This window comes from Nocardia nova NBRC 15556 (genome assembly GCF_001613005.1).
GTDB lineage: Bacteria > Actinomycetota > Actinomycetes > Mycobacteriales > Mycobacteriaceae > Nocardia > Nocardia nova.
In genome coordinates this window covers 50,278-72,931 of sequence record NZ_BDBN01000023.1, presented here as the reverse complement: position 1 = coordinate 72,931, position 22,654 = coordinate 50,278, and the positions used below count along the sequence as shown (strand labels likewise).

Annotated in this window: 17 protein-coding genes; 8 read left to right on the top strand and 9 right to left on the bottom strand. The window is 68.5% G+C overall.

What is annotated here, in order from left to right:
• Positions 1–145: 145 nt before the first annotated feature.
• Positions 146–1,807: an ABC-F family ATP-binding cassette domain-containing protein gene (locus NN2_RS10430; RefSeq protein WP_063012698.1), complete on the top strand. Its 1,662-nt coding sequence runs from the start codon at positions 146–148 to the stop codon at positions 1,805–1,807.
• Positions 1,808–1,866: 59 nt separating this feature from the next.
• Positions 1,867–2,301: a hypothetical protein gene (locus NN2_RS10425; protein ID WP_174554959.1), complete on the top strand. Its 435-nt coding sequence runs from the start codon at positions 1,867–1,869 to the stop codon at positions 2,299–2,301.
• Positions 2,302–2,315: 14 nt separating this feature from the next.
• Here the strand turns inward: NN2_RS10425 and NN2_RS10420 are convergent, their stop codons facing one another.
• From NN2_RS10420 to NN2_RS10385, 8 genes are all read right to left on the bottom strand, one after another.
• The gene (locus NN2_RS10420) at positions 2,316–3,323 is read right to left on the bottom strand and encodes a DUF8176 domain-containing protein (RefSeq protein ID WP_063012604.1); all 1,008 of its coding nucleotides are present in this window, start codon (positions 3,321–3,323) and stop codon (positions 2,316–2,318) included.
• A complete protein-coding gene (locus tag NN2_RS10415) occupies positions 3,310–4,683 on the bottom strand; it encodes a hypothetical protein (RefSeq protein ID WP_063012602.1) in 1,374 nt (457 codons plus the stop codon). The genes NN2_RS10420 and NN2_RS10415 overlap by 14 nt, the downstream gene beginning before the upstream one ends.
• On the bottom strand, positions 4,680–5,087 hold the full coding sequence (locus NN2_RS10410; RefSeq protein ID WP_227462913.1) for a hypothetical protein: 408 nt from the start codon (positions 5,085–5,087) through the stop codon (positions 4,680–4,682). Before NN2_RS10410 ends, NN2_RS10415 begins: the two co-directional genes overlap by 4 nt.
• A 302-nt stretch (positions 5,088–5,389) precedes the next feature.
• Positions 5,390–6,757 (bottom strand): phosphoglucosamine mutase, encoded by a 1,368-nt coding sequence (gene glmM / locus NN2_RS10405; RefSeq protein ID WP_063012600.1) that lies wholly within the window; start codon positions 6,755–6,757, stop codon positions 5,390–5,392.
• Positions 6,758–6,962: 205 nt separating this feature from the next.
• Positions 6,963–7,475, bottom strand: coding sequence for a 30S ribosomal protein S9 (gene rpsI, locus NN2_RS10400; protein ID WP_030513474.1), 513 nt, complete (start codon positions 7,473–7,475; stop codon positions 6,963–6,965).
• On the bottom strand, positions 7,472–7,915 hold the full coding sequence (gene rplM, locus NN2_RS10395; protein WP_030513473.1) for a 50S ribosomal protein L13: 444 nt from the start codon (positions 7,913–7,915) through the stop codon (positions 7,472–7,474). Before rplM ends, rpsI begins: the two co-directional genes overlap by 4 nt.
• 177 nt (positions 7,916–8,092) lie before the next feature.
• A complete protein-coding gene (locus NN2_RS38515) occupies positions 8,093–9,853 on the bottom strand; it encodes a hypothetical protein (protein ID WP_063012598.1) in 1,761 nt (586 codons plus the stop codon).
• Positions 9,854–9,938: 85 nt separating this feature from the next.
• On the bottom strand, positions 9,939–12,572 hold the full coding sequence (locus tag NN2_RS10385; protein WP_063012596.1) for an FHA domain-containing protein: 2,634 nt from the start codon (positions 12,570–12,572) through the stop codon (positions 9,939–9,941).
• Between the two features lie 111 nt (positions 12,573–12,683).
• Between NN2_RS10385 and NN2_RS10380 the strand changes: the two genes are divergently transcribed.
• Positions 12,684–14,129, top strand: coding sequence for a neutral zinc metallopeptidase (locus tag NN2_RS10380; protein ID WP_063012594.1), 1,446 nt, complete (start codon positions 12,684–12,686; stop codon positions 14,127–14,129).
• 35 nt (positions 14,130–14,164) lie between these two features.
• Here NN2_RS10380 and NN2_RS10375 read toward each other — a convergent pair whose 3' ends face one another.
• On the bottom strand, positions 14,165–15,463 hold the full coding sequence (locus NN2_RS10375) for an FHA domain-containing protein (RefSeq protein ID WP_063012592.1): 1,299 nt from the start codon (positions 15,461–15,463) through the stop codon (positions 14,165–14,167).
• Between the two features lie 153 nt (positions 15,464–15,616).
• Here NN2_RS10375 and NN2_RS10370 point away from each other — a divergent pair, with 153 nt between their 5' ends.
• The 5 genes from NN2_RS10370 to NN2_RS10350 all read left to right on the top strand — a co-directional run bounded on the left by NN2_RS10370 (position 15,617) and on the right by NN2_RS10350 (position 22,586).
• Positions 15,617–16,816, top strand: coding sequence for a DUF7373 family lipoprotein (locus tag NN2_RS10370; protein ID WP_063012590.1), 1,200 nt, complete (start codon positions 15,617–15,619; stop codon positions 16,814–16,816).
• A gap of 75 nt (positions 16,817–16,891) precedes the next feature.
• Positions 16,892–18,310: a type VII secretion-associated protein gene (locus NN2_RS10365; protein ID WP_063012588.1), complete on the top strand. Its 1,419-nt coding sequence runs from the start codon at positions 16,892–16,894 to the stop codon at positions 18,308–18,310.
• Between the two features lie 139 nt (positions 18,311–18,449).
• Complete coding sequence (locus NN2_RS10360; protein WP_063012586.1) at positions 18,450–19,658, top strand: DUF7373 family lipoprotein; 1,209 nt, start codon at positions 18,450–18,452, stop codon at positions 19,656–19,658.
• Complete coding sequence (locus NN2_RS10355) at positions 19,655–20,899, top strand: DUF7373 family lipoprotein (RefSeq protein WP_063012584.1); 1,245 nt, start codon at positions 19,655–19,657, stop codon at positions 20,897–20,899. The genes NN2_RS10360 and NN2_RS10355 overlap by 4 nt, the downstream gene beginning before the upstream one ends.
• A gap of 76 nt (positions 20,900–20,975) precedes the next feature.
• Positions 20,976–22,586, top strand: a complete 1,611-nt coding sequence (locus NN2_RS10350) for a serine/threonine-protein kinase (RefSeq protein ID WP_063012582.1) — start codon at positions 20,976–20,978, stop codon at positions 22,584–22,586.
• Positions 22,587–22,654: the final 68 nt, after the last annotated feature.

The following is a 22,654-nucleotide window of genomic DNA, read 5'->3' as shown; positions in this document are numbered from 1 at the left end:
CGCTCTCCTTCTGTCACGGTCGTGCGTGGTGGTTCCACTGTGCTGTGCGGGCGCCCTCGCGCGCATCGGGCGCGAGACCCATCCCGACCCTGATTTCCACGGCCCGGGCTCAGGGTGGTACCCCGAACCCGGCAGACTCGTGGGCGTGAGTACGACTCTGCACGCGCACGGCCTGTCGGCGGGGCACGGAGACCGGGTGCTGTTCGAGGACCTGGATCTGGTGCTGGCGCCCGGTGATGTGATCGGCCTGGTGGGGGTGAACGGAGCGGGCAAGTCGACGCTGTTGCGGATGCTGGCCGCTCGCACGCCGCAGACGGGCCGGATCACGCTGAGTCCGCCCGATGCGACGATCGGCTACCTCGCACAGGAACCGGAACGCCTGGCCGACGAGACGGTGGCCCAATTCCTGGCCCGCCGGACCGGAGTGGCGGCGGCGCAGCTGGCGATGGACGCCGCGGCGGAACAGCTGGCGACCGACGAGACCGCCGCCGAGGACTATTCGGCCGCCCTGGACCGCTGGCTCGCACTGGGCGGTGCCGACCTGGAGCCGCGAGCCGCCGAGGTGGCCGCCGAGTTGGGACTCACCGAAAGTTTGCCGCAGGGCCTCGACACGCCCATGACCGCGCTGTCGGGTGGGCAGGCGGCGCGGGCCGGACTGGCCTCGGTCCTGTTGTCGCGCTTCGACATTCTGCTGTTGGACGAGCCTACGAACGATCTCGACCTGGAGGGCCTGACCCGGCTGGAGAATTTCGTGACCGGGGTGCGAACGCCGTTGATGGTGATCAGCCACGATCGCGAGTTCCTGGCTCGCACCGTCAACCGGATCGTCGAACTCGATCTCGCCCAGCAGCAGGTCGGCAGTTACGACGGCGGTTACGACTCGTATCTGGCCGAACGCGAGATCGCCCGCCGGCACGCGCGGGAGGCCTACGAGGAGTACGCCGATACCAAGGCCGGGCTGGAAGCGCGGCAGGTGATGCAACGAAACTGGCTCGAACATGGCGTACGCAATGCGCGCCGGAAGGCTCGCGATCCGCGAAAGGTGGACTCCGACAAGGCCGGTCGCAAGATGCGGGCCGAATCCACCGAGAAACAGGCTTCGAAGGTGCGCCAGACCCAGCGCCGCATCGAACGGCTCGAGGCCGTGGAGGAGCCGCGCAAGGAGTGGGAGCTGCGGATGTCGATCGCATCCGCACCGCGCAGCGGCTCGGTGGTGGCGACGCTGTCCGACGCCGTCGTGTCGCGCGGTGAGTTTGCTCTGGGTCCGGTCACCACGCAGGTCGACTGGGGTGATCGGATCGTCCTGACCGGTCCCAACGGTTCCGGCAAATCCACACTGCTGGCGCTGCTGCTGGGCAAGGTGGCTCCGGATGCCGGGGCGGCGTCGCTGGGTTCGGGCGTGGCGATCGGTGAGGTCGATCAGGTGCGTGGCCTGTTCCGTGGAACGGCCACGCTCGCCGACACTTTCGGCGCCGAGGTACCCGACTGGCCGGAGGCGGAGATCCGTACGCTGCTGGCCAAATTCGGGCTCCGCGGCCCGCACGTGCTGCGCGCCAACGACACTCTGTCGCCGGGTGAGCGCACGCGCGCGGCGCTGGCGCTGCTACAGGCACGCGGGGTCAATCTGCTCGTCCTCGACGAACCGACCAACCATCTGGATCTGCCCGCGATCGAACAGCTGGAGCAGGCCGTCGAGTCCTTCGACGGCACGCTGCTGTTGGTCACCCACGATCGCCGCATGCTCGATACGGTGCGTGCGACGCGGCGCTGGCACATGTCCGCCGGACAACTCACCGAAGACCGGTGAACCAGAACCTGCTCGGCATTGCGATCGCGATGCCTCACGCGACCGCCCAGGAGATTCGGATGGACCGGATACAGCTCGGTGTCGACACCCGAATCACCCTGCTGATCGCGGGCCTTCTCTTCGTCTGGGCGCTGCTGCTGGGCGTGTGGAAGTACCACGGGATGCGGACCTCACCGGAGGGGCATGCGCACCCCTACGTCGATATCGCGCATCGCGCGGCCCTGATGTACAGCTTCGCCGCGCTACTGCTCGCGGTCTTCGTGGAGCTGTCGGACTGGCCGACGGCGGTGAATCTCGTTGCGGCGCTGGTCGTTCTCGGCTTCTTCGCCGGCGCGGTCGCCTCGTACTGCCTGCACGGGCTGCGGCGGGACACGACGAATCAATTCCGCGGCGATATCGGGCTGCCGCTGCGATCGGCCATGTACGCGCTGATCGTCTGCGAAATCGGTGGCTTCCTCGTGCCTTTCACCGGCTTCGTGCACGCTCGGTTCTGAACCTTCGATGTGGTTCAGCCGGCCGCGATGCCGGTGATCAGCGTGCGGCCCGATTCCGCTCGGGTGCTGATGATCTGGGTGAAGGCATGCGGCTGTTCGTCCGGCTTCTGCTGGGTGAGGCGGACCTCCCACTGCCCCTCGTCGCCGGTACGGGTGATCTGCACGCAGTAGCGGGTGCCGACCGGCACCTGGTTGATACCGCGCTGAATCTGGTCGGCCGGCGGCACCGACGAGTCGTCGGCGACGACGGCGCGCGCGGCATACCCCGACCGCTGGACGTAGTACGCCCGCTCGAAAGCCAGGATGGCGTCCGGGCCGCTCGCGGTGCCTCCGGGGTCGGTACCGGAGACCACTTCCGCGGTGCGCTGCTGCTCGCAGCCGTCGGTGGCGATCGTCGAGGTCGCCGCCGCCGTGGTCGAGGGCGGCGACGGGGTGACGCTCGCCGAGGTGGGCACCGGCACCGCCGCGACCATCGGCGGTTTCGTCGCGGCCGGTTGCGACCGCTTCCCCGTGTGGATGACGGTCAGCACCACCGAGACGACGACGATCCCCACACCGATCAAAGTAAGTGCGGCCAGCAATTTTTCACCACGCCGATGATCGCGGCGCGGCCCGGCCTGGCGTGGGCGAGGACGTCGCAGCGCAGGACCGGGGTTACCGCCCGAGCGGTCGACGATGTGCGGAACCAGCGTCGATTTGTCGACCAGGTCGGGATCGGTCAACGGCCCCCCGACCGGGATGCGCCGCGGTTCCGGTTCCGTCTCGGGCTCGGGGTCGGGGATCGTCCGCTGCGCGGGCTCGAGCCACTGTTCCCACTCACCCGACGGATAGACCGCCGGCTCCGGACCGGGCCGCGCCGGCGGCACGGCCACGGCGCCGTGATAGGTCGCCCCGGCCGTTCGGTTCGGGTTCCGCCGGCCCGGCCGCCGCTTGCGGCCCTGCTTACCGACGGGAGTCCGGACCATCGGCAGGCCGAGGTCGAAGGGATTGTCCTGCTGCGGGTCCGGCTCAGACCGTGTCATCGCCGAAGTCGCCGATCACGGCGGCGGGAACCGTTGTCTCGGCCGCCGGCACGGTGACACCGAGCTGACCGTCGCGAGGTTTGTGGTCCTGTCCGCTACCGGCCGGCGGCGGCAATGCCATACCTCCGGCAACGCCGCCCGGATGGGCCGTCTCCGGAGCCGGCGCGGGAGCGGGGGCCGGTGCCGGTGGTTTCGGCATCGGTGCCGGGTCCGCGGGTGGCGGGATGATGGACGACGGTGACGGCGGTGGCGGATCGGATTTGTCGGCCGGGGTCTTGTCGGCCGGCGCCTTGTCGGGCGCCGGGGCGCCCGGAATGATCGAGCCCGGCCCGGTCGTTCCGGGAGTCGCCTTGCCGGGGCCGAAGTCGAACAGCTTCGCCGAATCTCCGGAATTACCCGCCGGATTCGTCTTGTCGCCGGTGGCGTGGTCCGGGTTGATCAGCTGCGGTATCGCCTGGTCGACCGAGGAGGCCACCGTGTCGATGGTGTGTGTGCCCACCTCGGCGATCTTGTCGATCAGGTGGGTACCGATATCCACACCGGCATTGATGGCCGAGGTGCCGATCTGTACACCGGCCTGCACGAGCAGCTGCTGCAGTTGCAGCTGCGCAAGCTGAGCCGGATCGATCGGCTGTCCGGGCGCCATCCCGTATTGCGCTGGGACCGTGCCGTATTGGCCCGGAATCGCGCCGTAGGCGCTGGGCAGCACAGTATCGGGGGTATCTCCCCACGCCTGCGAGGAGTTCAGTCCGGCGGGCGTGGTGACCGTCAGCGGACCCATCTCGTCCAATCGGCGCGAGTGATCGTCCATTTCGGTGCGCGCGGAGGTGACGGTGGTGATCGCATCGCGCAGCGCCTGGGTGGCCCGGTTGATCACCGCATCGGTATCCGGGGCGGCGGTGGCGTTGCCGAGGATGGTTCGAGCGTCGCGCCGGAAATCGGCGATGATCCGGTCCATCCGGCCGGCCGCCCGTGCGCTGGTCGCGTGGGCATCGGCCAGTACGCCCAGATAGGCCGGGCCCCGATCGGAGATGTCACCGATCTGAGTTTGGGTGGTGCGCAAGGCCGGAACGGCCGCGTCGGAGCCCGGCCCCGTCCAGGTGGATTCCAGCGCGTGGACGCCGTCGCGGTGTGGTCCCTCGGTGTCGGCGGCCTGTGTGGACGCGCTGGACAGCGCACCGGTGATGGCCGAAGAAGGTGTCGCGACACCGGTGCCCAGCGAGGCGCGCAGCTCCAGCAGCGGCTGGACCAATGTCGCGACGATCGGCGGATCCACGGACGGATCGGATGACGTTGCGGGCGACGTGGTGTCGTTGCGGGCGGCGGTGGGCCGGCGCCGCAATCCGATCGGACGCCTCATGACCGCGGCTCCGTCCGGGTGATCGCGACGGCCGAGTCCTCGTCGGTACCCTGCACACCCGCGGTGTAGGTGTTCAGACCCCGCCCGTAGGCCGAGACCAATTTGCCCGCGGTGGACAGCGCCTGTGCGTGTTCGGACACCGCGGCCGCGAATTTGGCGGCGAAATCCGCTCCCACGAGCCCGAGGTCGGTCGCCAGCTGCTGTGGGTCGACCGCGCCGGCCGCCACGGAAGCCGCCGAAGCGAGCTGCTGGGACACGGTATTCGCGATGGACGTATACGCGGCCATCGCCGCGGGATCGACCCGCATCACCGTATCCGGAGCAGGTGCGGTGGCGGTCGGCGGCGGCGCCGGATTCGCGGAGTCGTCGAGCGTCGGAGACTGATCAAGCTTCAGCGGTTCCACTGTTCCCCCTCACGGAAATCAAGCTTCGCTGTCGCGTCATGATGTGCGTCCCACCATACTTCCCGGAGCCGACAGTCGCGCCCCCATCGCCGGGACCGTCGGCGCGCCAACGCCCTTCACGCGACGTGGCGAGGACCCGCGACCGGCCATCGATACCGACTGTGACCAGGCGATTTTCGCCGATCGCGCGCGAATGCGGCCGTCGCGGCCGCGGCTCCGGCCCTCGGCAACGGCCTAGACAGCCGCACCCCTACGCGGCGTACGCACCCCGTCCGGCGCGCCACGCGGCGCGGCCGCCGAAGTCAGACCGCGGCGACACACTTGGCGAGATCGTCGGCGAGTTGTTTGGCGCGATGCGAATCGGTCGCCTCGACCATGACCCGGATCAGCTGCTCGGTCCCGCTCGGGCGCAACAGCACTCGGCCGTCGTCGCCGAGGACGCGCTCGGCCTCGGCGACCGCCTCGCGAACCTCCGGCGCGGCCGCGACCGCGGCTTTGTCGGCGACGGGGACATTGACCAGCACCTGCGGCACGGTCGTCATCACGCTCGCCAGATCGGCCAGGCTGCGCCCGGTCTCCACCATTCGCGCCATCAGTTTCAGACCTGTCAGCAGTCCGTCACCCGTGGTGCCGTATCGCGGGAAGACCAGATGTCCGGACTGCTCGCCACCCAGGCTGTAGCCACCGCGGCGCAACTCCTCCAGCACGTAGCGGTCGCCGACGGCGGTGGTGCGCACGGTGATTCCGGCATCGCGCAGCGCGATGTGCAGACCCAGATTGCTCATCACGGTCGCCACCAGGGTGTCCTGGACCAGCTCGCCCGATTCGTGCATCGCCAGGGCGAGAATGGCCATGATCGCGTCGCCGTCGACCACGGTGCCGGAGGCATCGACGGCGAGGCAGCGGTCGGCGTCGCCGTCGTGTGCCAGGCCCAGATCGGCGCCGTGCTCGAGCACCGCACGCTGCACGTTCTCGAGATGCGTGGATCCGCACCGCTCGTTGATGTTGAGCCCGTTCGGCTCGGCGTTGATCGCGACCACGCGCGCGCCCGCCTCGCGGTATGCGGCCGGTCCCACATCGGAGGCCGCGCCGTGCGCGCAGTCGACGACCACGGTGATGCCGGATAGATCGCGGCCGGTGGCCTCCACCAGATGTTCGACGTAGCGCTCATGGGTGCCGGCCAGGCTGTAATGGTCCTCGACACGACCGTCGACGCCGGAGAGGCTGAGCACCCGGCCGATGCCCGCACCGGTCGGACGCACGAAACCCTTGGCGCGGACCAGTTCCTCGATCTTGTCCTCGATGCCGTCGTCGAGTTTGTGCCCGCCCGCGGCGAAGATCTTGATGCCGTTGTCCGGCATGGCGTTGTGCGAGGCGGAGATCATGACGCCCAGGCAGGCGTCGTAGGCGGCGGTCAGATACGCGACCGCCGGGGTCGGCAGGACCCCGACCGAGAGCACACTCATTCCGGCGGCGGTCAGGCCGGCGGTCACCGCGGCCTCGAGCATCTCGCCGCTGGCGCGTGGATCGCGGCCGACCACCGCCACCGCGCGCGCTCTGCCCCGGCCCAGCACCTGTGCCGCGGCCGCCGAAATCTGCAGTGCCAGTTCCGGACTCAGCGAGTCGTTGGCAAGGCCGCGGACTCCGTCGGTACCGAACAAACGCCCCATCTATCTCGCCCCTCGAGTTGAATTGCGGTGAGCGCGGAGACCCTGCGTCGCGGACGCAGGCTGCCCGCCCCGGCCTACCGTCGATCGATACAGCACGAGAGCAGGCGCCCGGGAGTGGGCGCCTGCTCTCGTACGGGGTCGCGTCGGCCGTGCTCCCACCGGCACACCGTGTGGGTGCGAGTGGGAGCGGCCGCGCGCTGCAAGATCAGCGCTTCGAGTACTGCGGAGCCTTGCGGGCCTTCTTGAGGCCGTACTTCTTACGCTCGGTGGCACGCGGGTCACGCGTCAGGAAGCCGGCTCGCTTCAGGGCGGGACGGTCGTCCGGGGTGACCTCGATCAGCGCACGGGCGATGGCGAGGCGCAGCGCGCCGGCCTGACCCGACGGGCCGCCGCCGACCAGGCGAGCGTGCACATCGAAGGTTTCGGTGCGCTCGACGGTGACCAGCGGGGACTTCACCAGCTGCTGGTGCACCTTGTTCGGGAAGTAGTCCTCGATGGTGCGGCCGTTGAGCACGAACTGGCCGGAACCCGGGACCAGGCGAACCCGGACCACGGCCTCCTTGCGGCGGCCGACGGTCTGCACCGGGCGGTCGATGACGACCGGCGCGGCGAAGCCCTCGGACTCGGTGTACTCGGCGTCGTAGCCGGCACCCTCGTCGACGACCTCCACGGCGGCGTCTTCGACGTATTCCTCGTTGAATTCCTCAGGAGCGGTCACTGGGCCACCTGCTTGATCTCGAACGGAACGGGCTGCTGGGCCGCGTGCGGATGCGACGGGCCACCGTAGACCTTCAACTTGCGCGCGATCTGGTTGCCCAGCTTGTTCTTCGGGATCATGCCCTTGACGGCACGCTCCACGACGCGCTCCGGCCGGGTGTCGAGCAGCTGCCCGACAGACCGGGACTTCAGGCCACCGGGGTGCCCGGAGTGGGTGTAGAGGAGCTTGTCCTCACGCTTGTTGCCGGAGACGGCAACCTTGTCGGCGTTGATGATGATGACGAAGTCGCCACCATCGACGTTGGGGGCGTAGGTCGGCTTGTTCTTGCCACGCAGCAGATTCGCTGCCTGCACGGCAAGGCGGCCGAGCACTACGTCAGTGGCGTCGATGACGTACCACTGCCGGGTCACGTCACCCGCCTTCGGGCTGTACGTAGGCACAGTGCTTCCCTGTCTGTCGTTGATGTTCTGCCAGCCAGGCGAACGGTCGAGTGATCCCGGCGGCCGGTGGAGACCCGGGGGCTCGTGGGACGGCACGGACGAATCCGCGACGTACCGCACGCCGAACGACGACGATACCAGGGTCGGTTCGAGGTCCCGAAATCGCGTCCGGACTCGTCAGATGTGAATGGGCGGTCCCGAGTCGAACACACCGGGGAAGGTCGGAACGACGTAGTGCAGATTGTCGACCGCCAGATGCGCGCAGGGATGGTCGGCGACCGTCCGCATACCCGGGCCCGGGCGCTCGACGGCGTTCGGCGTGACCGAACAGGCCGGGCTGGGCTCGGGCGCGCGTGAGACCTTGTCCACGGCCGGCCACGAGCCGAAGTCGGATTCCGCGCCGATTCCGGCCGACGATCGCGCATCGACGGCCGCCGCGCCGCCGGGACGCGCATCGGAGGCTCCGGATACCGCCGCCGAGATGTGGTCGGGAAGCGGCCGCGCCATGTGATCCGGTTCACCGTCGGCGTGGATCGCGAGCGCCGCCAGCGCTACCGCTCCGACGATCGTCGGGGCGCCGAACAGATTGTCCTTGACCTTGCTCCACAACTTGCCCTTGTGGGCGTGTTCCTCGTGGTCCGGTTGTTCCCCGGCCGATGACCGACCACCGGATTCGGTGGTCCGCTGATCATCGACCGGGCCGGCCGGGGGGCGGGTGAACCTGCTTTCCACCTGGCCGGCCTCCCGGGTCATCCGGGTGGTCGGCTCACCGGCCGGAAGAGGCTGCGGGCCCGATCCGAGCCCGGCATCACGCGCCGCGTGCCGGCCCTGGGCGAGTCCCTGCGGATTCGGCGGCTCCGGACGATGGTGCGGTTCGGCGGGCGGGCGGGCCGGATCCGGCAGCCCCGCATGCCGGCCCGCGTTCTCGGCCCGGGAATCCGGTTGCTGCACACCGCGATTCGGGCTGCCCTGATTCGACGCCGCCTGCATCGGGCCGGGTCGCGGCGGACCCGGCTGATTCGGCACCGCCGGGTTCGGCTGATTCGGCACCGCCGGACCCGGCGCGGGAGCCGGCCCCTGCTCCGCCTCGGCGTATTCGCTGTCGGTGACCAGCAGATGCGCAGCACCCAGCACCAGGGCGTGCATCGGATGATCGGCGACCCGCAACCGGTTGCCCAGATGGTTCTGGAACGCCAGCCGCAACGCGTCGTTGAAACACACATTGCCGGTGAGCAGCACCGTCGAGGTGTCGGCGCCGATCGAACGGGCCGCGGCCATCACCTCGATGACGACGTTGTCCGCCGAATGCGCGTCCCGCATCGAATCCGGGGTGATCGGGACCCCGACCGATTCGGTGGGCTGCTCGTCGTCCCCGTCGACGGCCACCACCAGGCACACCCGGCCGTCGGAATAGACGCCGGTCGCGCCGACGCCGCGGCGGCCGCGCGCGGGCGGCTGTACCAGGCCCAGGGCCCGCACATAACCGGACAGCGCCACGGATTCGGGCAGTGGGTCGGTGACGACGTCCATCTGCTCGATCAGACGGCAGTACTCCTCGACCTTCTCGTCGGCCCAGTCGTCCGGAAACGGCAACGCCACCACGTCGGGCTTGCCCCGCAACCGGGAGCCGATCGCGGCGAGCGGGTTGTAGAGCCGGGCACGGAACACCAGCTCCGCCGGCCAGGTCGCCCCGGCGATGCGGATCTGCTGATGCCCGAGGATGTCACGCACGTCGGAGACCGCGATGCCCAGATCGGGCCGCTGCCGGTCCACGCCCGCGGTGTGCAGTCGCCCGGACTTGTCCGCCAGCAAATACGCAGGCGGCGTATATGTGCCTTCCACCTGGACCGGGCGGATCGGTATCCCACCGCCACCGGCGGCCACGGACACCACATCCCATCCGAGATGTATCGCCCCAACTCGAGCCGTCACATGCATAAGTGTGCCTGCTGTCGCGTCGGCACGCTCGGGGCAGGGCCGATTAGTGCGGACATCCCTTGTCGACGCTCGTTTCCGGACCCGTTCACGCGGCCGACTTCTTCAGCCGCAGACGCCACCACGTCAGCGTGGACAGCGCCGCGGTGAGCACGATCAACATGCCGGCGTCGAGGAACCAGAAACCGGGTTTGTGCTGCCAGATCGCATCGGGCTGGGCGTTGACGAACAGGGTCCGCAGATCGATGGTCGAGGCGCCGCCGGCGAATCCCCAGCGCGACGGGAAGACGTACGAAAGCTGTTCCAGCACCACGCGATCGGTCACCGGAATCATGCCGCCGGCCATCACCAGCTGACACATGATCATGACCACCAGCAACGGCATGACCTGTTCGTTCGACTTGGCCAAGGTCGACAACAACAATCCGACGACCACACACGTCACCGCCGTCAGCGCGATATCGACGTACAACTCGATACCGCCGGACGGGATGAGCGCCCCCTTCCCGGGCGGATTCTTCCCGGCCAGCACGATGGCCACCAGCACCGCGGACTGCAGCAGCGCCGCGACACCGAAGACCATCACCTTCGCCAGCAGATATGCCGAGGGCAGCAGGCCGACGGCTCGCTCCCGCAGGAAGATCGGGCGTTCCCCGACCAGGTCGCGGACGGTCAGCGTCGACCCCATGAAGCACGCGCCGAGGATGAGCACGACCAGCAGCTGCTGGGACTCACTTCCTCCGGTGAGCTGCGGATGCAACTGGCCGTCCGGGCCGAGAATCGGTGGGGCGGCCGCGAAACCGTTCTTACCCGGCACGACCAGGCACAGCACACCCAGCACGAACGGGAGGACCACCAGGAAGGCCAGGTAGCCGCGGTCGGCGAGGATCAGCCGGACCTGCCGCCGCGACAGTGTCGACAGTTGTTTCCAGCCACTGGATTTCGGCGGCTGCCCCATCACGCCACGGGGCACGGCCGGCGGTGGCGGTGGCAGCGCCGCCTGCCGGGACCGGTAGTTCGCGAAGGCGCGATCCGGTTCGGCGGCGACCCGCGCGAAGATCTCCGCCCAGTCGCTGGTCCCGAGAAAGTCGCCGACCCCGGCCGGATGTCCGCAGAACGCGGTCTTGCCGCCGGGCGCCAGCAGCAGCACCTGATCGCACATGTCCAGGCAGGCCACCGAGTGGGTGACCACGATGACGGTGCGCCCGGCGTCGGCCAGTTCACGCAGCATGGTCATGACCTGCCGGTCCAGCGCCGGGTCCAGGCCGGAGGTGGGTTCGTCGAGCAGCAGCAGGGCCGGGCCGGTCAGCAGTTCCAGCGCCACGGAGGCGCGCTTGCGCTGACCGCCGGAGAGCCGGTCGACGCGGGTATCGGCATGTTCGGTCAGCGACAGTTCCTTCAGCACGCCGTCTATGACCTGCTGCCGATCGGCCTTCGAGGAGTCCGGCGGCAGCCGCAGTTCGGCGGCGAATCCGAGTGCCTGGCGCACGGTCAGCTGGCGGTGCAGCACATCGTCCTGCGGGACCATGCCGATACGACTGCGCATGGCCTCGTATTCGGCGTGCAGATTGCGGCCCTCGAAGGTGACCACACCGGCCGACGGATGTGTCGTTCCCGCAATGAGTTTCGACAGTGTCGACTTACCGGCGCCCGAGGGTCCGATGAGCGCGGTCAGGGTGCCGCGACCGGCCTGCATGTTGACGTCCACGAGCAGCTGCTTGTTGCCCTCGACGACGAAACCGACGCCGTGCACGCTCAATCCCTGTTCGGTGACCGGCTTCTTGCGGTGTTTCAGCGTGCCTTCCTGCACGACGAAGTCCACGTTGCCGATGGTGACGATATCGCGTTCGCGCAGCGCCACCCGCTGCTCGCGGCGGCCGTTGACGAAGGTGCCGTTGGCCGAGCCCACATCCTCGAGGACGAGGCCCTCGCCGCTCTTGACCAGGCGGGCGTGCCGCCGCGAAGCCAGCGGATCGTTGACGACGATCTGGTTGTCGCTGGTGCGGCCGATGGTCAGGCCGCCGGCCGGAATGCGGTCGGCCCGCGCGATCGGCGCGGTCGAGGCCCGCGCACGCACCGGCGGCAGTGCCGAGGTGTCGGCCTTGGTGGTCATATTGACGTTCGGCACACCGCCGGAGCCGCGGGCCGCCGGAATCGGTTGAGACGGGCGCTGATTCGGCCGCGGCGCGGGCCGCGAGGGCGGCTGCGGCGCAGCCGGGCGGCGCATCTGCCCGGATTGCGGTGTGGGATGGGACGGTTGCCGCTGCTGCTGACCCCCACCGTGCTGACCCCCACCGTGCTGAGTACCACCGTGCGGGCCGCTGCCACGCGGCCCCGCGGCCCGGACAGGCGGATTCGGCGCACGGCCCGGCGACTGCGCCCGGGTGGGCGGTGCGGGCGGCCGGAATTGCGCCTCCGGCAGCAGATGAACCAGCGGGCCCGTGATCGCGTCGCCGAGCCGGACCAGCATCGGCCGATCCACCGGGACGGGACGCGTGATCCGCTGGGCGTCCACGAAAACCCCGTTGGTACTGCCGTTGTCGGCGAGCACCCAGGCGCCCCCCTGCCAGCCAAGTGTCGCGTGCACACGAGAGACCAGCGGACTGTCGACGAACACCGTCACCTCGGGCGCGCGGCCCAGGGTCACCTGCTGAGTGTTTTCGAAGATCCGATCGGTTCCCTCATGGCGCACGGTGATCTTCTGCGCCCCCGGTAATGACATGAGCCGGATAATATGCGATGGCCGTGACATCGGTGGGGCTCGAACGTGCCCCCGATCGCCGGGGGCGGCGCAGGTGACGCAGCGACTACCGGCCCGGGGAGGGATGGGGAGATGGCGAAACGCCCGGTGACGGCGACCCTCGCCGTACTGGTGCTGGCGGTCGGTCTACTGGCCGGGTGCACCATGACGACCGGTGGGCACGCCGTATCCATCTACGACGACCCGTTCCAGGTCGCCGGACTGCCCACCACCAACGGCCCCAGCGGTCCTCGTTCCGGTGTTCCCGATTCCCCGCTGACCGCGACGGGCGGTGACAAGGGCGCGGTCGACACGTTGGCGCTCAACGCCATCGACGATATCCAAAGTTATTGGCGCGGTGAGTATCACAACGAGTTCGACGGCGACTTCACCCCCGTCACCAAGTTGTATTCCTGGAGCGCGAAGGCGCCACGCTCGCAGGAGACGCAGTTCTGCAAGGACACGACCTATCACCTGGTCAACGCGGCCTACTGCCGGCTGGACAATTCCGTCGGCTGGGATCGCGGCGTACTGCTGCCCATGATGCAGGACAGCTTCGGGAAGATGGCCGTGGTGATGGTGCTCGCGCACGAATACGGCCACGCCATCCAGACGATGTCGCGCATCGTCACCGCGAAGGATCCGGTCATCGTGAAGGAGCAGCAGGCCGACTGTTTCGCCGGCGCGTTCATGCGTCACGTCGCCGAGGACAAGGCCGCGCATTTCACGATCAACACCTCCGACGGCCTCAACAACGTGCTGGCCGCGACGGTCGCCATCCGCGACGCCAATCCCGAGGATCCGGAATCGGTGCACGGCTCGGCCTTCGAGCGGGTGACCGCGGTGCAGATCGGTTTCACCGACGGCCCCAAGGGCTGCAAGGCGATCGATATGAAGGACATCGATCGCCGCCGCAAGAATCTGCCGCAGTCCTTCGGCGACGACGTCAATCGCGGCGAACTGGCGATCACCAAGGACAGTCTCAAGGAGTTGAGCAAGGCGATGGCGGCGATCATGCCGATCCCGTCCGAGCCGACCTACGACTATCACGGCGCCCTCATGCACTGCAGCAACGGCGCCGACACCGTGCCCGTCACCTACTGCCCCGCGACGAATACGATCGGCACCGACATTCCGGCCCTCGCACAGCGCGGCGCGGCGGATACCGATGAGCAGGACGGCTTTCCGACTCGCGTCGGCGGCGACTACAACGCCTACGTCGTGTTCGTCTCCCGCTACGCGCTCGCGGTGCAGCGCAGTGCGCACCAGCAGTTGACCGGAGCGAAGACCGGTCTGCGGGCCGCCTGTCTGTCGGGCGTGATCACCGCGAAGCTCGCCGATCCGCGTCGCGATGCCGGCCAGGGCGATATCGCGCTGTCTCCCGGCGATCTCGACAAGGCGGTTTCGGGACTGCTCAGCGATGGGCTGGCGGCCAGCGATGTGGAGGGCAAGACGGTGCCGAGTGGCTTTTCCCGGGTGGACGCGTTCCGGGCCGGTGTGCTGGGCACACAGGAGATCTGCGAGGCGCGCTACTCCTGACGCGCTGCCTCCCCCGGCCGCGTCGCTACGGTCGCTCAGCCGAACGGCGGGGGCGCGGCCGGCTCCAATCGCAGTACGCGGTTGCCGAGCTGGATCTCCGAGCCGTGGGCCAGCACCATCGGCTGATTCGGTTGCAGCCGAATCCAATCGCGATATCCGGCCGGCCGGGCCCGGGTGCCGTTGGTGGAGCCCCGATCCACGACCGTGATATCCCAGTTCATCAGCCGGATTTCGGCGTGGGCCCGCGACATTCCGCCGGAGGAGTCCTCGATTTTGACCGGCACCAGACCGCGCTGGGCGGCCTCGGAGTTCTCCGGGTCCCGTCCGATCACGGCGTCGGCCGCCAGCAGATAGGTCATACCGTCGTCGAGTACGAGCATGCCCAGCGGCGGCCGGACGACTTCGACCGGTTGCTGCGTCTGGTCGACCGGCATTCCGCAGACCGTGCAGAACGCCGAGCGCGGATCGCTGGGATGAGCCCGAGCGCAGGTGAATCCCATCACCCGCACGGCCAGCGAGGTCGCGCGGGCGGTCGCCTCCATTCGGCGTTCCAGTTCGGGATCGGGACCGGGGGCGGGATTCGTACCGCGCAACCGGGTTTCGGCCAGCCGAGGATCCTCCGCCGGTTCGGGACGCGATATCCCTTGCCGCGCATCGGCTTCCGGTGTCCGATCCGGTCGGGTCGGGGGTGGGGGCAGTTGCGGTTCGGGCCGCTGCGCGTCCAATTGCGACGTGGGCGAGGGCTCGGCGCGATGGTGTGCACCGGCGGCGGGACGGGCGACACGATCACGCGCGCGGGTCCGCTCGCCCTCGAACCAGACCACCGCACCCGCGGCGGCTGCCACGCCCTCCACCAGGGAGCCGATGCCACGTTCGGGCAGTTCCGGAATCCGGCCGTGCTCGTCGTCGATGAACAGCGCCGCCGCGCGGGCCGGCGGTTCGGTGAACCGGTCGACGGTGAAGGCGGCATCCACGCCGCGGTAGTACTCGACACCCCGGGCGCCCGCGAGTACCGCGGTGACCGAGCCGTGCAGGAAGATCGCCACTCCACCGGTATCCGAGCCGGACAGAATTCCGAGGTCGACCGGGCTGCCGTCGACCTGTTCGGCCTCCTGCATCAGCCAGCGGGTAGCCTCGCGCGCGATGATCCGCCCGGGTCCTTGTGGGGCATGCTCGGACGCCTCGGACACCAACTGCGCCAGCGCCTCGGCGGCCCGCATCGCCGGCGCGTCGGGGTGAACCCGGCCGCGACCACGATGCGCGACGACCACGACGGCCCCCGCGACACGCACGACGACATGGTTACCGGCGACAACCTCGACCTGCCGATCCATCAACGGAATCGGCCTCCGAGCGAGATCAGCGCAGCGGTCAACACACGGACAAGGTTAAGGCAATCGTTGTCCATGAGTCCCCGCTGTCGGGTCCGGTCCGGTAATTTCGATGTCGGAGAACCGGGAGAGAGCACCGGGAGAAGGGGGCGGTCCATGGGCCGGACGATTCGCAGATCTCTTGTTTTCACCTGCGCCGCACTGCTTGCCGCGCTGACCGGTTGCGGCGTGCAGGGAACCCCGACCGCCGCCGAACTGGATGTCCGCACGCTCGACGTCGGTCCGTATCCGGTCGACCGCCACAGCTACGACGCCACCGCGGGCAGCAAGGGCGCGCTGGCGGAGGGGATGCGGATGTCGCAGGCCGTGGTCCCGGCCGTTCGCATCGACCCGTCGCTGACGGTCGGCGCCGGAGGGCGAGTCGTCGCCGACAGCACCGAGGCCACCCGTCGCCTGCTGGCCGCGGTCTCCAAACCGGTGCTCGACCGCAACAAGATGATCGTCGCCTATGTCGCGGCGGGTTCCGACAAGCCGGGCTCGCTGGACAGCGCGGCAGCGGCGACCTCGGTCACCGATCTGGTGCTGCGTTTCCCGGACGAGTCCGCTGCCCGGCAGGCCGCGCGCGAACTCGAGGATGTCGACTTCGGTGTGGCACCCGACCTCAATCGCAAACTCGCACAGCCGAAATACCCGGATGCCTATATCCACTACCGTCCCGGGATCCCCACCATCGGCACCTTCATGGCCTACAAACAGTTCGTGATCTCGCTGTTCATCGAGCGGCCTCGCTCCGAGGAGGCCGACCTGCTGGCCTGGGTCCAGAAGACGCTCGACGCCGAGGTGCCGGCACTCGATCACTTCCAGGCGACGGCGGCCGGCGGCCTCGACGCGCTGCCGGTGGATCCGGACGGCCTGCTCGCCCGCGCCGTCGTGCGCGACCGCTCGAACCGCACACCCGATGCCGATCGCTTCGCGGTCTATGCCGCATCGGCATTCGTCCACATCTCCTCCGACGAGACCACACGCCAGCGCCTCGTCGACGACACCGGCATGGATGCCATCGCCGTCGCCGACAACAGCTCGGTGTTGCGCGTCCGCGACGCCGATGCGGGGGCGCGCATGATCAAAGGGCTGATCTCCGGTTCCGGTGAGCAGTACGAGCCGGCCGACGCGCCCGAGACGGTGCCCGGGGCCAAATGCCTGACGCTCAACAGTTCGGGAGATCCCCAGAAGGACAGCCGTTTCCGCTGCTACGTGCCCTACCGGCGATACGTGGAGGTCGTCAACGCCAACAGCCGCGAGGATATAGATCAGCGGGTCGACGCGGCGTATGCGTTGCTGGCCAACAACTTCTGACCGAGCCCGGGCGGCGCGGGAGCGTCACCGTGCTGGAGTACTATGCCGCGAGACCCAGCCTGGAAGGGGGAGCTGATGTCCACGGTCGATCTGATACTGACCGACAGCCGATTGTGGGCGCGCAGCGAATCCACTCATTGGGACGGCGCTCCCTCGGTGGTCCCCGCCAGCGACGGCGCGAGTCTCGTTGTGGGAGAACCACTTCAACCGCCCTCCCCCGCCGTCTCGGTGGTACGGCTGGCCGCAGCGGACCGCATCGCCTTCGTCCCGATGCTGCCGACCGTCGCCGACGCCTTCGCCGCGATCTTCGGCGCGGTGCTGACGAATCTGCGGCTGCCCAGCGCGTGTGAGCGGCTCACGGTGGTGAGCCCGTCGGAGTGGGGCACGCGCCGCCGCGCCGCGCTCGAGGCCGGCGCCCGCCGTCTGGCCGGCGAGATCAGCGTCGAACCGCTGGCATTGCGGGTGGCCGGACTGTCCGCGAGCACCTCGCAGCAGCAGCGCATCGCGGTGGTGGAACTGAATACGCTCACCACGACCGTCACCCTCACCGGCCGTTCGGGCACCGAGACCTGGATCGAGGCCTGCGAATACGAGCCGACGATCGGCTCCGCGGACCTGGCCGAGGGACGCGGCGTGGAGGCCGTCGTCGATGTCGTCGATCGACTGCTCGGCGGCCGCAAACCCAGCTATCTCGTGGTCGTCGGCGCCGCCGAACCCGCACTGCTCGACGCGATGCGCGCGGAACTGTCCCGGCGCTACGGCTTCGGTGTCGACCTGCGCGGGATGTCCGGTGTGGATCTGGTCCGGGGCGGGCCCGCGGTGTCCCCCGCGACTCGCCCCGCGCAGTTCGCCCCGCAGACACCGTGGGTCGGCTCGCTGCACGAGCATGCGGCCGCGACCGCGCCGCCACCGAAGCGCCGCACTCCCCTCTTCATCGGCGCCGCTGTGTTCGCGGTGATCGTCGCCGCGGTGGCGGCCGCCGTGGTGCTGACCCGATCCGGCGGCGAGTCGCAGACGGCCGAATCCACCGGTACGCACCCGTCCCCCATCGCCTCACCGACCGCGGCGGCGGCACCGCCCGCGGAGTCCTTCGGGCGGGTCGAGGCGGTGGTCCCGGCGGGCTGGCATATCACCAATCGCTCCGGCGCCCGGGTCGATTTCTCCCCGAACGACGGTGCGCGGGAACGTATTTCGCTGGTCCAGAAGGATCTCGCCGCGGGCTCCGGCATCGAGGACGTCGCCGCCACGCTCGAAACCCAGATCGCCAAACGACCGGCCGGCACGGTCGGGCCGCTGCAGCGCAACGTGATCTTCGGCGGCCGCCCCGGGCTGTCCTACGAGGAAACTCCCGGCGACGGCACCACGGTGCGCTGGCAGGTGCTGGTGGATTCGGGCCTGCAGGTCAGCGTCGGCTGCCAATATCCTGCCGGCGACTGGCAGCCCATGGCCGCAGTGTGCGAGAAGTTCGTCGGCGATCTGCGGACGGGGGCCTGACACCCCGCCCACAGCGACGCCCGCACATCGGGTGCCGCCGCCGGTGAAGGGCACCCGTCGGAGACGGGTGCTATCTTCTTCGCAGCGTCGGCCGAGCAGGCACCTGTGTTCACCGGCGTGGAGCCTGTGGGAGGGGACTATGCGAAATTCCGTGCGTGTGCTGGCCGCTGCCGTGGCCGCGCTGGCGCTGGCCGCGACGGGATGCGGCTCCGATCCGGCTCCCCCTCCGGCCGCCGAACCGACCGTCGATCTCAGCGGTCTCGACGTGGGACCGTACGACGCCACACCGCGCGATATGGGCAAGCCCGCCAATCCGGGTCAGGCCGCATTCTTCGAGGCGGAGCGACTCGGCAGCGCGATGCCGCTGCCGATGGATATCGATCCGGCCTTCACCCACACCGGCAAACTCGACACCCTGGTCTTCCTCGATCCGAAGACGTCGGTGATGAAGGACTTCACCGACCTGGGCAACTTCGCCGAAGACGCCCCGGACCTGATCGGCGGCTTCGCGTCCTACGGCCGCGACGACCCGGACAACCTGGGAAGCGAGCTGGTCAACGCGGCCATGATCTTCCCGACCGAGCAGCGCGCGACCGAGGTCGCCGTGGCCCTGGAGCGGCGCGATTTCGGCCGGGACCCGCAGACCCAAGCGGTCGCCATCCCCAATTATCCGCTGGCGCATGCACATTGGGTGCCGACCAAACAGGCGATCAGCAACTGGTATCCGGCGGGTCGGCTGGTCGTCTTCACCGCGGTCTACGACCAGGCCAAGAACTGGTTCAACAAGGTCGATCTCCCGGCGCTCGTCTCGCGTGTGCAGAAAAGTCTCGACACCGTCGCGCCCGCGCTCGCGAAGTTTCAGCCGACACCCCCGGACAAACTGATGGACCACCCGATCGACATCGACGGGATGCTCGGCCGGAGCATGATCCGGCCGAAGGAGGCGACCGGCGAATGGCTCAACCCGCCCGGTGTCTACCTCGGACATGCCGGGCTGCACTTCAGTAGCGATCCGGGCGAGTCCCGGGCGTGGTACGACCGCGACGGCGTCGACCGCTTCGCCGATTACGGCAACGAACTGTACCGAGCCCGCGATGCCGTGGCCGCCGCAGATATTCGCGACGAATTGGGCGGAGCGGAAAAACATTTCAAGCAGGCGGCGTCCCCGCGGAATCTTCCGGTCGCGAAATGCCGGGAATACAACGGCAAGGAGATGTTGGCCGTCCGCTTCTACTGCTCGGTGTACTACGGCCGATATGCCTCGCTGGCCTGGGGCGAGCAGTTACTGGATGCGCAGCAACGCATTTCGGCCCAGTACACCATCCTGGTGAAGGCGGATCCGAAATGACCACACGATTCGTCCGGGCGGCGGCCGCCGCGGCCTGCCTCGGCGGAGTTCTGGCGGCGACCGGGTGCGGCGCGACCGTCGGCGGCTGGGCCGGTCCGTCGGAAATAGATGTCCGGAAGCTCGATGTCGGCAACTACGATGTGCGGCCGCTCGATATCCACGTGGACTATCGGCCGGGCTTCGTCAACGCACCCGAGGCCGCCGGCATGCGCCTCGCCGAGTACGTGGTAACCGCGGACCAGGTCGACCCGTCGCTGACGAAACGCGAGAAGGCGGGCAGCTTCTCCGCCGGCGTCCTGCCCGATGCGCTCGGCAACGAGAACGATATGGAGGCCGTCGCCAAGCGCGACCACATGGTGTACGGATTCTCGACGGCGGCCAGCGACAAGGACGCGGGCTGGGGTTTCGCCGGCTGGCCGAAACCCGAGAAGCCCTATTCCACGGTGCTCGCACTGTCGGTCATGCAGTTCGACGACGCCGCAAGCGCCACCCGGGCCGCCACCGATTTCTACAACGCCGATTTCAACGCCTACAAAGACCAGAACCAGCCGGTGCCACTCGCGAAATATCCTGATGCGCACGCCCATTGGCTCCCCGGAACACCGTCGATCCGCTCCTTCCTCGCGCACGGCTCCTATGTGGTGTCGGTACTGGCCCTCACTCCGACACCGAACCTGAACAGCCTCACCTCGCTCACCGAGAAGGCCCTGGACGTCGAATTCCCCCTGCTGGACCGGCTGCCGCCGATTTCCGACGAGGACACGGTCAAACTTCCCTGGGATCCGGACTACCTGCTCAGCCGGGCGCTCAATACCGGTCAGTCGGGGCGTCCCCAATACGGCGACGACAACGGCGTATTCGGTCCGCACGGAATCCTGCACTACATGTCCGATCGAAAGGCCGCCGCGCAGAGCGTCGCCGCCCTGAAGGCCGACGAATTCGCCAAAACCTCCGACGCTCTGGTGGTGCGCGCCGCCGACGGCGCATCGGCGAAGAAGGCTGTCACCGATCGCATCATCTTCCAGGGCGGTGGCCCGGCCGTCGATCCGGTTCCCCAGCTCACGGATTCGGCATGCGTAGAGAACGGTACGAAGAACGCCGACGGCGGGCTGAAGCGCTATACCTGCATCGTCGCCTACCGCAACTACGTCGGCTATGTGACCTCGAATCAGCTGGTCGACGTGCATCAACGCGCGGCCGCGCAGTACGCCCTGTTCGCCAACAGCCAGTGGCAGCCGTGACTCGACCGCCCACCTCGAAGTCCAGTAAGCTCCGCGACGATACGCGGCCCGCCGAACTACCAGGAGTTTGTTACTGATGGTGATGAGTCCCGGCACCATCGTCGGTGGGTATCGGATCGTTCGCCAGCTGGGCGCCGGTGGGATGGGCACGGTGTATCTCGCCAAACATCCGAGCCTCCCCCGCATGGACGCCATCAAGGTGCTCAGCGGTGAACTGTCGTCCAACCACGAATTCCGGGGCAGATTCGAACGCGAGGCCAATCTCGCTGCCGGCCTGGATCATCCGAATATCGTCTCGGTCTACAACCGGGGTGAAGAGCACGGCCAGTTGTGGATCGCCATGCAGTACGTCGACGGCACCGACGCCTCGGCCGAACTGGCCCGCGACCCGCATTCGATGACTCCGCTGCGCGCCCTGCGCATCGTCACCGAGGTCGGTAAGGGCCTGGACTACGCGCACCGCCGCGGACTCCTGCACCGCGACGTCAAACCCGCGAACTTCCTGCTGTCGACCCCCGAGGACGATGACGAGGAACGCGTCCTGCTCACCGATTTCGGTGTTGCCAAATCCGCCGACGACGCCACCGAACTCACCCAGACCGGCAGCTTCGTCGCGACGATCGCCTATGCGCCGCCGGAACAACTCCAAGGCATGGCGGTCGACAGCCGAGCCGACATCTACAGCCTGGGTTGCGCGCTCTACAAGCTCATCACCGGCCAGAACCCGTATCCCGCAACCCAACCCGCGATGGTCATGATGGGGCACCTCTACGAGCCGCCGCCTCGCGCCACCGCCGTCAATTCCGGGCTACCACCGGCGATCGACCACGTCTTCGCGCGCGCCCTGGCGAAGAATCCCGCCGACCGCTTCAGCAGCTGCCGCGAACTCACCGACGCCGCCGCGAACGCCCTCACCCCCGGCCACAGCCCGATCCGCACCACCACCTCCCCGACCTACCCCATCCAGGTCTTCGACCCCCGCCCCCAGACCGACCCTCGCACCCCGATCCCCCACCGGACCCAATCCGCAATCCCCACCCAAACCGGCCACCGCCCCGACCCCGACCTCTCCCGCCTCCTCGAACCGAAACCCAAGAGCCGCAAACCCTTGCTCCTCGGCGGAGTCGGAGCACTCGTCGCCGTAGGATTGGCCGCCGGCATCGGAGTGTGGGCAACCCAGGGCAATTCGGGCGGGACGGGGCCGGCGACCACCTCGGCATCGGCCGCCGCGACGACGACCGTCACTGCCTATACGTCACTGCCCCAAGCGCGTGCGGCGAATCCTTCCTTCGCGGGAAAGACCATCACGATGCTGGATGTGACAGGCGAGAAGACTTTCAGCGTCTATCTCGGCGGCACCTCACAATCCAAGTTCATGGAAGACCTCGGCTTCGTCTACAACCTTCAGTATCAGAAGAACGGCGACGAAACTTCCCCGCGTCCCATCACGGACCCGTATCCGGAGCTCCAGGCTTCGGCAGACAGCTACATCCTTGCCGTGCGCAGCGACCCGAAGGCAGGCGGCGGAGGCCTGCTGGGTTTGCCGTACAGCATCGCGAGTGCACGAGCAACAGTGATTCCTCTCGATGACCCCGTTGCCGTCTCCGCCATGCGGAACTGGACACCGGCCTCGGAGCAGACACTGTTGGAGAAGCTGGTCCCGATTCTCCACAACCAGGTGAAGTAGGTCCGGCGCCGACCTGAAAAGTCCGGTCGGTCACACTCGTACGCCTCGAATTGCGGCTGGATCATCGG